General features: G+C 55.5%; 14 protein-coding genes. All 14 read left to right on the top strand.

The features are described 5' to 3' along the window. Window positions 1–43: 43 nt before the first annotated feature. Complete coding sequence (gene nuoH / locus ACXAIA_RS08720; protein WP_475345829.1) at window positions 44–1,057, top strand: NADH-quinone oxidoreductase subunit NuoH; 1,014 nt, start codon at window positions 44–46, stop codon at window positions 1,055–1,057. Between the two features lie 31 nt (window positions 1,058–1,088). Beyond that, window positions 1,089–1,577, top strand: a complete 489-nt coding sequence (gene nuoI / locus ACXAIA_RS08715) for an NADH-quinone oxidoreductase subunit NuoI (RefSeq protein WP_044826786.1) — start codon at window positions 1,089–1,091, stop codon at window positions 1,575–1,577. 83 nt (window positions 1,578–1,660) lie between these two features. Beyond that, window positions 1,661–2,269, top strand: a complete 609-nt coding sequence (locus tag ACXAIA_RS08710) for an NADH-quinone oxidoreductase subunit J (RefSeq protein ID WP_475345830.1) — start codon at window positions 1,661–1,663, stop codon at window positions 2,267–2,269. Continuing rightward, complete coding sequence (gene nuoK, locus ACXAIA_RS08705; protein ID WP_007089416.1) at window positions 2,269–2,577, top strand: NADH-quinone oxidoreductase subunit NuoK; 309 nt, start codon at window positions 2,269–2,271, stop codon at window positions 2,575–2,577. Before ACXAIA_RS08710 ends, nuoK begins: the two co-directional genes overlap by 1 nt. A gap of 7 nt (window positions 2,578–2,584) precedes the next feature. After that, window positions 2,585–4,588, top strand: a complete 2,004-nt coding sequence (nuoL, locus tag ACXAIA_RS08700) for an NADH-quinone oxidoreductase subunit L (protein WP_475348984.1) — start codon at window positions 2,585–2,587, stop codon at window positions 4,586–4,588. 6 nt (window positions 4,589–4,594) lie between these two features. Further along, complete coding sequence (locus ACXAIA_RS08695; protein WP_475345832.1) at window positions 4,595–6,112, top strand: NADH-quinone oxidoreductase subunit M; 1,518 nt, start codon at window positions 4,595–4,597, stop codon at window positions 6,110–6,112. Window positions 6,113–6,123: 11 nt separating this feature from the next. Next, window positions 6,124–7,563, top strand: coding sequence for an NADH-quinone oxidoreductase subunit NuoN (gene nuoN, locus ACXAIA_RS08690; protein WP_475348983.1), 1,440 nt, complete (start codon window positions 6,124–6,126; stop codon window positions 7,561–7,563). 2 nt (window positions 7,564–7,565) lie between these two features. Then, on the top strand, window positions 7,566–8,324 hold the full coding sequence (locus ACXAIA_RS08685) for a biotin--[acetyl-CoA-carboxylase] ligase (protein WP_475348982.1): 759 nt from the start codon (window positions 7,566–7,568) through the stop codon (window positions 8,322–8,324). A gap of 43 nt (window positions 8,325–8,367) precedes the next feature. Then, the gene (locus tag ACXAIA_RS08680; RefSeq protein WP_475345835.1) at window positions 8,368–9,159 is read left to right on the top strand and encodes a type III pantothenate kinase; all 792 of its coding nucleotides are present in this window, start codon (window positions 8,368–8,370) and stop codon (window positions 9,157–9,159) included. Window positions 9,160–9,239: 80 nt separating this feature from the next. Beyond that, complete coding sequence (locus ACXAIA_RS08675; RefSeq protein WP_475348981.1) at window positions 9,240–10,916, top strand: ribonuclease J; 1,677 nt, start codon at window positions 9,240–9,242, stop codon at window positions 10,914–10,916. Window positions 10,917–11,020: 104 nt separating this feature from the next. Beyond that, window positions 11,021–11,425, top strand: a complete 405-nt coding sequence (gene mce / locus ACXAIA_RS08670; protein ID WP_475348980.1) for a methylmalonyl-CoA epimerase — start codon at window positions 11,021–11,023, stop codon at window positions 11,423–11,425. A gap of 126 nt (window positions 11,426–11,551) precedes the next feature. Then, window positions 11,552–11,791 (top strand): DUF1467 family protein, encoded by a 240-nt coding sequence (locus tag ACXAIA_RS08665; RefSeq protein ID WP_475345838.1) that lies wholly within the window; start codon window positions 11,552–11,554, stop codon window positions 11,789–11,791. Between the two features lie 529 nt (window positions 11,792–12,320). Further along, complete coding sequence (locus tag ACXAIA_RS08660; RefSeq protein ID WP_475348979.1) at window positions 12,321–12,800, top strand: hypothetical protein; 480 nt, start codon at window positions 12,321–12,323, stop codon at window positions 12,798–12,800. Between the two features lie 160 nt (window positions 12,801–12,960). Continuing rightward, a complete protein-coding gene (gene proS / locus ACXAIA_RS08655) occupies window positions 12,961–14,286 on the top strand; it encodes a proline--tRNA ligase (protein ID WP_475348978.1) in 1,326 nt (441 codons plus the stop codon).

The raw sequence follows: 14,286 nt of genomic DNA, 5'->3' as shown, positions 1-14,286 counted from the left end.
TGTCCCAATTTTGGGACGAAACGCAAAAGATACGGTTTGACCGATGGAACTTCTTTGGGACGGATATATTGAACCGCTCGTCTGGATCGTCGCCAAAATTCTGGCGATTGTCCTGCCGCTGCTGGGTGCTGTCGCCTATCTGACCTACGCCGAGCGTAAGGTTATCGGTGCTATTCAGCTCCGTAAGGGCCCGAACGTTGTGGGGCCGTTTGGGCTGCTGCAGCCGCTTGCCGATGGTTTGAAACTGTTTCTAAAAGAAACAATCATTCCGAGCAGCGCGAACAAGGGCGTGTTCATTATCGCTCCGATGCTGACCTTTATTCTGGCAATCATCGCCTGGGCGGTTATTCCGTTCGACGAAGGCATGGTTCTCGCCGATCTGAATGTCGGTATTCTTTACATCTTCGCGATTTCTTCGCTGGGTGTGTACGGTATCGTGATGGCCGGTTGGGCATCGAACTCCAAATACGCCTTCCTTGGTGCGCTGCGTTCCGGCGCCCAGATGGTGTCCTACGAGATTTCGATTGGCCTGATCATCATCTCGGTCCTGCTGACGACCGGCTCGCTGAACCTCAGCGACATTGTCCGCGGACAGGTCGGTGGTATCTGGGAGTGGAACTTCCTGTATCACTTCCCGATGTTCATCGTCTTCATCGTATCCATTCTGGCAGAAACCAACCGCGCACCGTTTGACCTTCCCGAAGCGGAAGCCGAACTGGTCTCGGGTTATAACGTCGACTATTCGGCAATGACCTTTGCGCTGTTCTTCCTTGGTGAATACGCCAACATGATCCTGATGAGCGGCCTGTGCGCTGTTCTGTTCCTGGGGGGCTGGAGCGCGCCGTTGCCGTTCCTTGAATTCATCCCGGGCGCAATCTGGTTCATTCTCAAGATCTGCTTGGTTCTGTTCATCTTCCTGTGGGTCCGTGCAACCTTCCCGCGTTACCGCTATGACCAACTGATGCGTCTGGGCTGGAAAATCTTCCTGCCGCTGTCATTCGCCTGGGTCATGCTGGTTGCCACGTTCCTCGTTGTTTTTGACAAGGTCCCGGCCTGATCGCCGCGCATCGGAAAGAGAGAGGTAAACGATGTCATTTATAGATCGGACGGCCCGGAGCTTCCTGCTCGCGGAACTCGTTTCGGGAATGGCGCTCACCTTGAAGTACATGTTCAAGCCCAAGGTGACGATCAACTACCCGTACGAAAAAGGCCCGCTGAGCCCGCGTTTCCGTGGCGAACACGCACTGCGCCGTTACCCGAACGGGGAAGAGCGTTGCATCGCCTGTAAACTTTGCGAAGCCATTTGCCCGGCACAGGCCATCACCATTGAGGTCGAGCCGCGCGATGACGGTTCGCGTCGTACCACGCGTTACGACATTGATATGACGAAATGCATTTACTGTGGCTTCTGCGAAGAAGCCTGCCCGGTGGATGCCATCGTCGAAGGTCCGAACTTCGAGTTCGCAACCGAAAACCGCGAGGAGCTGTTCTATGACAAGGACAAACTCCTGGCAAACGGCGAGCGTTGGGAAGCCGAGCTTGCTGCACGATTGGAGGCAGACGCACCTTATCGGTAAGTGTCGCGTCTGATCGTTAGAAAGAGAGTTCATGGGCCGTTGTAAGCCATTGGGGCAACAACGGTTCGCCAAGGGGGTACCTTATGGTCGTACAGGCTTTGGCTTTTTACCTGTTTGCTACCGTCGCGGTTTTGTCCGCGACTGCGGTTGTGACCGTTCGCAACCCGGTGCATTCGGTACTGTTGCTGATCTTGACATTCTTTAACGCAGCCGGACTTTTCGTCCTGCTGGGTGCCGAGTTTCTCGCCATGCTGCTCGTCGTCGTCTATGTCGGCGCGGTTGCAGTCCTGTTCTTGTTCGTCGTCATGATGCTCGACATCAACTTTGTCGAGATGCGTCAGGGCTTCCTGAACTACCTGCCGATCGGCATTCTGATCGCGGTCGTTCTGTTCGTCGAACTGGCACTGGTTGGCGCTGGCTGGACCCTGACCGATGAGGCCGTCGCGGTTATCGCGCAGCCAACACCGGCAGGGCTGACCAACGTCGAAGCACTCGGTCAACTGATCTACACCGATTACGCATACATCTTCCAGGCGGCTGGTCTGGTTCTGCTTGTTGCGATGATTGGCGCAATTGTCCTGACACTGCGTCACCGTGATGGTGTCCGTCGTCAGAAAATCTCCGAGCAGATCAAGCGTACCCGCGCTGAAACGCTTGAAGTCAAAAAAGTTCCGGTCGGAAGGGGGATCTGATGGAAATCGGTCTTGCACATTATCTGACCGTCGCGGCGATCCTTTTCACACTCGGGATCTTCGGCATCTTCATGAACCGCAAGAACGTCATCATCATCATGATGTCGATCGAGCTGATGCTGCTGGCGGTCAATATCAATCTGGTCGCGTTCTCGTCGTTCCTCGGCGACCTCGTCGGACAGGTCTTTACCATCTTCGTTCTGACGGTTGCCGCGGCTGAAGCAGCAATTGGTCTGGCGATCCTGGTCGTCTATTTCCGTAACCGCGGCACCATCGCGGTTGAAGACATCAACATGATGAAGGGGTAAGGCAGATATGTATCCGTTGATTGTATTCCTGCCCCTGATCGCGGCAATCCTTGCTGGCGTCATCACGCTGGTCGGCGGCATGTCGGCAGCCAAAGATGCCCCGCATGACAGCCACGGCCATCACCATCATGGTGCGTCCTCGGCCGATCGCGTGGCACAGCTGATCACCGTTGCCGGTGTCGTGATTGCGTTTGTGATTTCGATCTTTGCCTTTGTCGATGTTGCCTTGGGTGGCAACCCGGTTGTGATTGAACTGTTTACCTGGATTTCCTCGGGCAGCTTCGATGCATCCTGGTCGCTGCGTATTGATACGCTGACCTGTGTGATGCTGATCGTTGTGACCGGCGTGTCCTCGATGGTTCACATCTATTCCATCGGCTATATGTCGCATGATCCGGACAAGCCGCGCTTCATGGCGTATCTCAGCCTGTTCACCTTTGCGATGCTGATGCTGATTACCGCCGACAACCTGATCCAGCTGTTCTTCGGCTGGGAGGGCGTTGGTCTGGCATCGTATCTTCTGATCGGTTTCTGGTACTCCAAACCGTCTGCCTCGGCTGCTGCGATGAAAGCTTTCATCGTTAACCGTGTCGGTGACTTCGGCTTTGCCCTTGGTATCTTTGCGGTCTATGTCCTGTTCGACAGCGTTCAGTTCGACGTCATTTTTGGCAATGCCGAAGAAGTCGCGGGCGCGACGCTGATGTTCCTCGGTCATGAGTTCTCAGCACTCGAGATTACCTGCTTCCTGCTGTTCATCGGCGCGATGGGTAAATCGGCTCAGCTTGGTCTGCACACTTGGCTTCCCGACGCAATGGAAGGCCCGACCCCGGTTTCCGCACTTATTCACGCGGCAACCATGGTGACGGCCGGTGTGTTCATGGTCGCGCGTCTGTCGCCGATCTTTGAATATGCTGAAACGACCCTGATGATCGTGACCATCGTTGGTGCCTCTACGGCGTTCTTCGCTGCGACCATCGGCTGTGTTCAGAACGACATCAAACGCGTCATTGCCTATTCGACCTGCTCGCAGCTGGGCTATATGTTCTTTGCTTGCGGCGTGTCGGCTTATTCGGCGGGTGTCTTCCACCTGATGACGCACGGTTTCTTCAAGGCGCTTCTGTTCCTTGGTGCCGGTTCGGTCATCCACGCCATGTCCGATGAACAGGACATGCGCAAGATGGGCGGCATCGCCAAGATGATCCCGCTGACCTTCGCTGTCATGGTGATTGGTACGCTGGCGATTACCGGTGTTCCGGGCTTCGCAGGCTACTATTCGAAGGACCTTATCCTTGAAAGTGCTTATGCGGCACATACCGGTGTTGGCATGTACGCGTTCTGGGCAGGGATCCTGGCGGCTCTGATGACCTCGTTCTACAGCTGGCGTCTGATCTTCCTGACCTTCTTCGGCGCTCCGCGCGCGGATGAACGGACCATGGCGCACGTGCATGAAAGCCCTGCTGTCATGACCGGTCCGCTTCTGTTCCTGACCGTTGGTGCGATCTTCGCTGGTTGGTTTGCATCGGATTGGTTCGGTGTCGGCGACTATGAAGAAATGCTGTCCTTCTGGAACGGCGCACTCTTCATAGCCGAGGGCCATCAGGCGCTTGAACATGCACACCATGTTCCGGGCTGGGTGAAATGGGCACCGTTTGTTGCCATGATCACCGGTCTGTCGCTTGCGATTGTCATGTACAAGCTGGTACCGACACTTCCGCGCACGCTGGCAAACAGCTTCAACCCTGTTTACCGCTTCGCGCTGAACAAATGGTACTTCGACGAACTCTATGACAAGATTTTCGTCAAGCCGGCCTTTGCTTTGGGCTATGGATTCTGGAAATCAGGGGATGGTGCCATCATTGATGGTTGCGGTCCGGATGGTGTTGCAGCCGCTTGCCGTAACATCGCACGTCGCGTCAGCGCCATTCAGAGTGGTTTCGTTTATCACTATGCATTTGCGATGCTGATCGGCATTGCGGCGCTGGTCTCCTACACAATTTGGAAGATGGGTTAACGGGCAATGAGTGATTGGCCAATTCTTTCGATCGTCACTTTCCTGCCGCTGGTCGGTGCAGCCCTGCTGCTGCTGATCAACGGTGAGGAGGCGACTGTTGCCCGCAATTCCCGTTGGGTTGCGCTTTGGACCTCGGGGTTCACCTTCCTCGTATCCTTGATGCTGTGGGTGAACTTCGATGCAACGACCGCAGATTTCCAGTTCGTCGAGCAGGCGGACTGGATGCCGGGTCTGAACATTTCCTATCACATGGGCGTTGACGGTATTTCCGTTCTCTTCGTCCTGCTGGCGACCTTCCTGACACCGATCTGTATCCTGTCGGCCTGGGAAGCAATCCAGAAGCGCGTGAAGGAATACATGATCGCCTTCCTCGTTCTTGAAACGATGATGGTCGGTATGTTCAGCGCCCTTGACGGTCTGCTGTTCTATCTCTTCTTCGAAGGCGTCCTGATCCCGATGTTCATCATCATCGGCGTCTGGGGTGGTCAGCGTCGCGTCTATGCCGCGTTCAAGCTGTTCCTCTATACGCTGCTGGGCTCGGTCCTGATGCTGGTGGCACTGCTTGCGATGTATTTCGAAGCGGGCACCACCGATATCCCGACCCTGATGGAATACGGCTTCGAGTATAATATGCAGCTGTGGCTGTGGCTGGCCTTCTTCGCATCGTTCGCTGTCAAGGTGCCGATGTGGCCGGTCCATACCTGGTTGCCCGATGCCCACGTTGAGGCACCAACAGCTGGTTCCGTGATCCTGGCTGGCGTGCTCTTGAAGATGGGTGGTTACGGTTTCCTGCGTTTCTCGCTGCCGATGATGCCGCTGGCGTCTGAAACCTTCGCACCGCTCGTCTTCACGCTGTCGATTGTTGCCATCATCTATACGTCCCTGGTCGCACTCGCGCAGCAGGACATGAAAAAACTGATTGCATATTCGTCCGTCGCCCATATGGGTATCGTGACCGTCGGCGCCTTTACCTTTAACCAGCATGGTATCGAAGGCTCGATCTTCCAGATGCTCAGCCACGGTGTGGTTTCCGGTGCACTCTTCCTGTGTGTCGGTGTGGTCTATGACCGTATCCATACCCGCGAAATCGACGCTTATGGCGGTCTGGTTCATCGCATGCCGAGCTATGCACTGATCTTCATGTTCTTCACCATGGCATCGGTTGGTCTGCCGGGTACGGGCGGGTTCGTTGGTGAAATCCTCGCACTTCTGGGTGCGTTCGAAGCCAACACTTGGGTCGCATTCTTTGCGGCAACCGGCCTGATCCTTGGTGCGGCTTATGCGCTGTATCTCTATCGCCGAATCATTTTCGGGGCACTCACCAAAGAGAACCTGAAAACCATCCTCGATCTGAGCCCGCGTGAATGGATTATCTTTGCACCGCTGGTGATCATCGTTCTGTGGATGGGGGTCTATCCGGTCTCCTTCCTCGACATCATGCATGTCTCGGTTGAGAACCTCGTCAACCAGGTCGAAACGGCCCAGGCTGCCGCGGCACAAGCCGCTCAGCTGGCTGCGAATTGAGGGGAATGAACATGGGAGTTTCTATGCTCAACCTCGGGGCCGCGCTGCCCGAAATGTTTATGGCAGTTTCTGCCTTGGCGCTGTTGATGCTTGGGGTTTTCGCCGGCAAGGACAAAGCCTTCCGCACCGTATCCTGGCTGGCTGTTGCCGCCCAGATCGTTGCCATCGTTCTGGTGGTGATGGGTGATGGGGGCTCGGCATTTTATGGTCAGTTCAGCGCTGATCCGTTTGCCAAGTTCTGCAAGGTCCTGATCCTGATCGGTTCTGCAACCGGCATCATCATGACCATGAACTTTGCCGAGCGCGAAAACATGGCACGCTTCGAGTTCCCGATCCTGATCACCCTTGCCACGCTCGGCATGATGGCGATGGTTTCGGCAACGGATATGCTGTCGCTGTATCTCGGTCTCGAACTGCAGTCGCTTGCACTTTATGTTGTCGCTGCCATCCGCCGTGACACCGTGCGTTCGACGGAATCGGGTCTGAAATACTTCATCCTTGGTTCGATCGCCTCGGGCATCCTGCTCTATGGCATGTCGATGGTCTATGGCTTCACCGGCACCACGAACTTCACCGTTCTTGGCGATACCCTTGTTGGTGGTGAACTGCCGCTTGGTGCGCTGGTTGGTCTGGCATTCATCTTTGCCGGTCTGTGCTTCAAGGTTTCCGCCGTTCCGTTCCACATGTGGACCCCGGACGTCTATGAAGGTGCGCCGACCCCGGTCACGTCCTTCTTCGCGGTTGCCCCGAAGATTGCCGGTCTGGCCCTGTTCATCCGCGTTGCCGTCGGCCCGTTCGGCGGTGCTGTTGAAGACTGGCAGCAGATCATTGTCCTGATCTCCATCCTCTCGATGGTGGTTGGTTCCTTTGCAGCCCTCCGTCAGGAAAACATCAAACGTCTGATGGCCTATTCGTCCATTGGTCACGTTGGTTTTGCCCTGGTCGGTCTGGCGGCAGGCACCCAGGAAGGTGTAACCGGTGTTCTGGTTTATCTTGGCATTTACCTTGTCATGAACCTCGGCACCTTTGCGGTTATCCTCTGCATGAGTCGGAATGACCGCATGAACGAGGAAATCACCGATCTTGCCGGTCTTGCCAAAACCAAGCCGCTGATGGCTGCGATCACCGCGATCTTCATGTTCTCGATGGCAGGTATCCCGCCGCTTGCTGGCTTCTTTGGTAAGTTCTATGTCTTCAAGGCAGCCGTTGATTCCGGTCTTGTGACGCTTGCAGTGATCGGTTTGGTGACCTCGGTCGTCAGTGCCTATTACTATCTGCGTATCATCAAGGTTATGTATTTCGATGAGCCGGTCGAAGGCTTTGATCGCAATGGCACCGAGATGAATGTCATCATGGCGGTTGCCACGATCATCATCCTGGCCTTCGTCTTCTTCCCGAACCCGCTGATGGATAGCGCATCTGTTGCCGCGGCATCTCTGTTTGGGATGTAAGAATGACATTGCGAACGATCCGTCTTCCCGAAGGTTTCACCCTTCATGAGCTGGAAGCGGTCGACAGCACGAATGAAGAGGCCAAGCGCCTCGCTGACAAGGGCGCCCAAAGTGGCGCCCTTGTTTTAGCCAGAACCCAGACATCGGGCCGCGGTCGCCGGGGGCGTGCCTGGTCCTCACCGGTGGGGAACCTCTATTCCTCGCTGTTGCTGCGCCCGACCTGTTCGCTGGCTGAGGCTGCCCGACTGACCTTCCTGATCGCTGTTGCCATGGCCGAGGCGGTTGAAACTGTCACCGGTGGCAAGGTTCGCCCGGACTGCAAATGGCCCAATGATCTTATGGTCAATGGCCGAAAGATTTGCGGTATCCTGCTTGAAAGCGCGTCCAATCAGGGATCGGCAACCGATTACCTCGTGATCGGGGCAGGGGTGAATGTCGCCTTCTTCCCCGATGATTCCGAACGCCCGGCAACCTCGCTGGCAGCATTAGGCGCGCCGGTATCGGTCGATGATCTGGTTTCGACCTATATCGCGCGTGTGGCACACTGGTTGCCGATCTGGGAAAAGGATGGGTTTGCGCCCATCCGTGAAGCCTGGCTGACCCGTGGGTACGGTATTGGCAAACCGGTTGTGGCGCGTTTGACCGAACGCGAGCTCGAGGGAACTTTCGTCGGGCTTGATGATGATGGCTCACTTATCCTAAGAGAAGACAGCGGTATCGAACATCGCATCGGGGCTGGCGAAGTTTTCTTTGCCGCCTGATATCACCCCATAGCTTGCTTTGTAGCGGAGGCTTGTAAGCATCATGTTGCTTGCGATTGACGCCGGGAACACCAACATCGTCTTTGCGGTTTTTGATGGTGATACCATCATGGGCCAGTGGCGCTGTTCGACCACGACCGAACGTACGGCCGATGAATTGGGTGTGTGGTTGCACCATCTGTTTACCTTGTCTGACGTTCCGGTGGACGCCATCACTGGCGCGATTATCGCGACCGTGGTGCCGGCGGCCGAATTCAGCCTGAAAACCCTGTGCCGCCGCTATTTCAATGTCGAACCGATGGTGGTGGGTGATCCTGCGGTCAATCTTGACATGAAAGTCATCATGGACCGACCGAGCGAGGTCGGCGCTGACCGTCTTGTCAACGCGATTGCCGCCCATGAACTGTTTGGTGGGCCGCTGGTGGTGCTTGATTTCGGCACGGCGACGACTTTTGACGTGGTCGATGAAAACGGGGATTACCTTGGCGGTGTGATTGCCCCGGGCGTGAACCTGTCGATCAAGGCACTGCATATGGCTGCTGCCCAGCTGCCGATGGTCGCGATTGAGGCCCCGCGCAGTGTTGTGGGCAAAAACACGGTCGAAGCCATGCAGTCCGGCGTTTATTGGGGCTATGTTTCGATGATCGAAGGCCTGCTGGCCCGCATTCGCAAACAGCAAAATCTTGACCATATTAAAGTCGTGGCAACCGGCGGTCTTGCGCCGCTCTTTACCAAGGCAGTTGATGAAATTGAATATCTGCACGGTGATCTGACCATGCTGGGCCTGTTGATGATTTATCGTCGCAACAGTCAGAAGGCAGGCAAGCCGGTCTGATAAAGACTTGCGCCGGGGCAGGGGAACGATTATCCCGCTTCTAGCCCTAATCAACGTGCCGAAAACAAAGGATACCCTTCGTGGATTTGTATTTGCCAAAAGATGACGTGTTGTTCGTGCCGCTCGGTGGTTCCGGCGAAATCGGCATGAACCTGAACCTTTATGGCTACGACGATCAATGGCTGATGGTCGATATGGGCGTCTCCTTTGGTGAGGAAGGCCTGCCGGGCGTGGATGTCGTCATGCCCAATCCATCCTTTATCGAGGAACGCAAGGACAAGCTGCTTGGCCTTGTCCTGACTCACGCGCACGAAGATCACCTGGGGGCGGTGCCCTATCTATGGCCGCGCCTGAAATGCCCGATCTATGCGACCCCGTTCGCGGCGGAATTCCTGAAGGCCAAACTGTCTGAAACCGATTTTGCCGATGAAGTGCCGATCCATGTGATCGAACTGGGTGGCCGGTTTGAGTTGGGCTGCTTTGACATCGAATTCGTCACCATGACGCACTCGATCCTGGAGCCGAACGCCCTGGCTATTCGCACGCCAAAAGGGATGATCGTTCATACCGGTGACTGGAAGTTCGATCCCGACCCCCAGATTGGCGAGGCATCGGATGTCAAAAAGCTCGAAGCACTCGGCGATGAAGGCGTGATGGCGCTGGTCTGTGATTCGACCAATGTGTTTTCCGAAGGCAAAACCGGCTCCGAGGGCGAAGTCGCGCAAAACCTGTCGAAACTGTTTGCCGAACATCCGCAAGGCCGCATTGCCGTTGCCTGCTTTGCGACCAACGTTGCGCGCGTGCAGTCGGTGATCGAAGCCGCCCATGAAAACGGCCGCTGTGTTGGCCTTGCCGGTCGTTCGCTGAACCGCGTCACAGAAGCCGCCCGTGAAGTCGGCTATCTTAAGGGCTATCCGAACCTGCTCAGCGACGAAGACGCCATGGAAGTGCCCAAGGATCAGGTGCTTTTGATCTGTACCGGCTCCCAGGGTGAACCGCGTGCGGCACTGTCACGCATTGCCAAGGGCGATCACCCGAATGTGGAACTTGATCCGGGCGATACAGTTGTCTTTTCGGCGCGTGAAATTCCGGGCAATGAAAAGTCCATCGGCTATATCCAGAATATGCTGATCCGCCGTGGCGTTAAGGTCATTACCGCGCGTGATGAGCCGATCCACGTTTCGGGCCATCCGGGGCGCGAAGATTTGACGCGCATGTATCAGCTGACCCGTCCGAAAATCCTGGTTCCGGTCCATGGTGAAACCCGCCATCTCTGCGAACAGGCGGCCCTTGGGGCAGAATGCCAGATCCCCGAACAGGTGATCCCGCATGATGGCACGGTCATTCGCCTGTCACCGGGCGATGCCCACGTCATTGGGCTGGCGGAGGCCGGTATTCTCGCCCTTGATGGGGGCCGGTTGCTCAAACGCGATTCCGATACCTTCCGCAACCGCAATCGCATCGTTTGGAACGGCGTGATCTTCGTGACTGTCGTGCTCAATCAGTTTGGAGAAATGGTCAATGATCCGATGATCACGGCCCCCAGCCTGTTTGACGAACCCGAAGAAGACACCCGTCTGGATCATTTTGCCGCCGAAATCGGCAATCGCATTGATCAGCTCAATGACGAAGAAGTCCTCGATGATTCTGCTGTCATTCTGGCGGTCCGTCAGGCGCTACGACGTCCGGTGCGTCAACGCATGGGCAAACGTCCGCTGATCGAAGTCCATCTGGCCCGGGTGACGGAAAACGGCTGATCGCCCAGCGCGCGCATTCGACCAAAAGCGCAGTTGTCTAAAAGATCGTGATCGTCCTAGATTGACCTCAATCGGGCAGATTGAAGACATTAGGAGTGAACACCATGATTGGACGGCTGAACCACGTTGCGATTGCCGTGCCGGATCTTGAAGCCGGGATTGCGCAATATCGCGATGTTCTGGGCGCAAAAGTCTCGGAGCCGCAAGACGAACCCGATCACGGCGTGACGGTTGTTTTTGTCGAACTGCCCAACACCAAGATTGAACTGCTCTATCCGCTGGGTGAAAACTCCCCGATCAAAAGCTTCCTTGAAAAGAACGCCTCTGGCGGCATTCACCATGTCTGTTACGAGGTTGATGATATCCTGGCGGCCCGCGACAAATTGCAGGAAAGCGGTGCCCGCGTTCTGGGCGACGGCGAACCCAAAATCGGGGCGCATGGCAAACCGGTCCTGTTCCTGCATCCCAAGGATTTCAACGGAACGCTGGTTGAACTCGAACAGGTTTGATCACGTACCATTCAAACACTGATCTGAGCGAGACCCATCTCACAGCGTCCGGCCTTGCCAAACGGGGCGGGCGTTTCTATCGTCTGCGGACCACATCATTCACGTCACCAACCCGAAGAGACACCCATGAACTGGTTTTCCGGACTACTTGTTTACATCGTTATCTGGTGGTTGGTTCTGTTTATGGTGTTGCCGGTTGGCGTGAAGCGGGTTGAAAATGTCGAGCCCGGCCATGACAGTGGCGCGCCGGAAAAACCGCATATGTGGAAAAAGATCCTCGCCACCAGCCTGATCTCGGCGATCCTGTGGGTGGTGGCCTGGTTCGTGATTACCAGTGGCATGATCGAAGTGCGCCCGCCGGAATAAGCATTTTGCACAATCCCGGATACAGAAAACCCCGCACAAATTGTTGCGGGGTTTTGTCGTTCAGGCCTGCCAAGCCCTGCAGAAAAATTATGGCTCCCGGACCGGGACAGGGAGACGGCCAAAAAAAAAGCAAGATCACAAGGATCTTGCTTAGACGCTATTTTTATAGCTGTTTTCCCGTAATCTTTTTATACTTCCTCCTCAAGACCTGGGCTTCTAGCACAGGTTTTATTTCGACGTCGCGCCTGCTTCTTGTATGCTTATTGGCAACAAAGCCTCCCGCAATATTATGAGCGGCTGCGATACGCCATCCGCAACGATCTTACGCCGTTAGCGGAGGACTAAGAAGCCACATGTTTCATTTTTATGCAAGATGTTTTGACCAAACTTCACAAATGAATCGTTGCTGCACCGCACACAGATAGGACGAAGCTAAAACATGCACGAGTTTTCATGGGTCCAATCTATTTATCGTCCCGGTTTTGGTCATAAAATCAGACTATTGGCGTCTGTTGGTGCCCTGGTGCTGATGGCGCATCCAATCACCGGTGCAAAGGCACAGGACGAATCCCCGTTCCCGTCGGCAGCAGAACCATCCGATGACCTTGCTGCAGATGATGCTGCAGCATCGACAGAGGCACCGACACCGACACCGACACCGACAATCAAAGTGTCTCGGTCGGCGTGCAAGGAATTGCTCAGCCACGTGCCCGATGACGATGTTGCCTATAAGCCGGGTGTGGATGTGCGCGGCAATGAAGTGGCGCCAGCCGATTTGAATGGCGGCAGCAATATTTTGAAATCCCTGCCCAAGGAAATCGAATTCCCGGTTTCGATCGACTTCTTTGAATATGCGGGGATTGCGGTGCCCAATGGCGTTAGCGGCGAACAAAGCATTGGTAAAATCACCTATCGCAATGGGCAGATTTACTTCAATGACCAGCCGCTGGGGGATGCTGCCAACAGCGCGGAATTGATTGAGGCGTGCCGCAAGGCGGGCTTTCGCTGATCAGGCCTTGCGCGTCGGGATCGGCATCGCAGTTTCGCCATCTTTGCCCCCTAACCGGCTAGGCGTGATATAAAGCAAGTTCCGGCTTGCGTTTCGGGCTGCTCTGTCGCATTTTCCGGGCAAGGTTAAAATATTCAGATTTGATCATCACGAGGCATTGATGCGTCTTTCCCAGTTCTTTCTGCCGACCCTGAAGGAAACCCCTTCGGAAGCTCAGATTGCGTCCCACCGTCTGATGCTCCGCGCCGGTATGGTGCGCCAGCTCACCGCAGGGATCTATTCCTGGCTGCCACTCGGCCACCGTGTTCTTAAAAAGATCGAACAGATCGTTCGCGAAGAACAGGACAAGATCGGCTTTAACGAGCTGCTGATGCCGACGATCCAGCCGGCAGAGCTGTGGCAGGAAAGTGGTCGTTATGATGATTACGGTCTTGAGATGCTGCGCATCACCGACCGTCATGATCGCAAGATGCTGTTTGGTCCGACCAACGAAGAAGCGATCACCGATATCTTCCGCAAGGATGTGCGTTCCTATAAGCAGCTGCCGCAGCTTCTCTATCATATCCAGTGGAAATTCCGTGACGAGATCCGCCCGCGCTTTGGCGTAATGCGTGGTCGCGAATTCTACATGAAAGACGCTTACTCGTTCGATATCGATTACGAAAGCGCGCGTCACACCTATAACAAGATCTTTCTGGCCTATTGCCGGACCTTCACCCGTCTGGGTGTCAAGGCGATCCCGATGGTGGCCGATACCGGCCCGATTGGCGGCGATCTCAGCCACGAATTCATCATTCTGGCCGATACCGGCGAAAGTGAAGTCTTCTGCGACAAGAAGTGGCTGGAAAAAGACCTGACCGGCAAGGGCGTTGATCTTAATGATCGGACTGGCCTTGAAAACTGGGTGCAGGGTACGCTGAAAGACTACGCCGCGACCGAAGAAATGCACGACGCCAGCGACGATGCGGTTACCGCACTGGGTGATGATCTTGTCACCACGCGCGGCATCGAAGTCGGTCATATCTTCCACTTCGGTGCGAAATATTCCGAACCGATGGGCGCGACCGTTCTCGGCCCGGATGGCACCGAAGTTCCGGTTCAGATGGGGTCTTATGGTATTGGTGTTTCGCGTCTTGTCGGTGCCCTGATCGAGGCATCCCACGACGAAAACGGCATCATCTGGCCCGAAGCCGTCGCACCCTACAAGGTTGGTCTGATCAACCTGCGTACCGGTGATGATGCGTGCGATGCGGCCTGCGAAGATGCCTATGCCAAGCTGAACAATGCCGGGATCGAGGTTCTTTATGATGATCGCGACATCCGTGCCGGTGGCAAGTTTGCCGACATGGATCTGATCGGTCTGCCCTGGCAGATCGTCATTGGCCCGAAGGGGCTTAAGAACGGTGTTGTTGAACTCAAGAACCGCAAATCGGGTGAAAAAACCGAAGTCACCTTTGAGGCGGCTCTTAACCAGATCAACGGCTGA

The sequence above is a fragment of the Thalassospira sp. ABL2_045 genome (assembly GCF_056161285.1).
The sequence above is the reverse complement of the archived record's forward strand: the minus strand, read 5'-3'. Positions and strand labels throughout refer to the sequence as shown.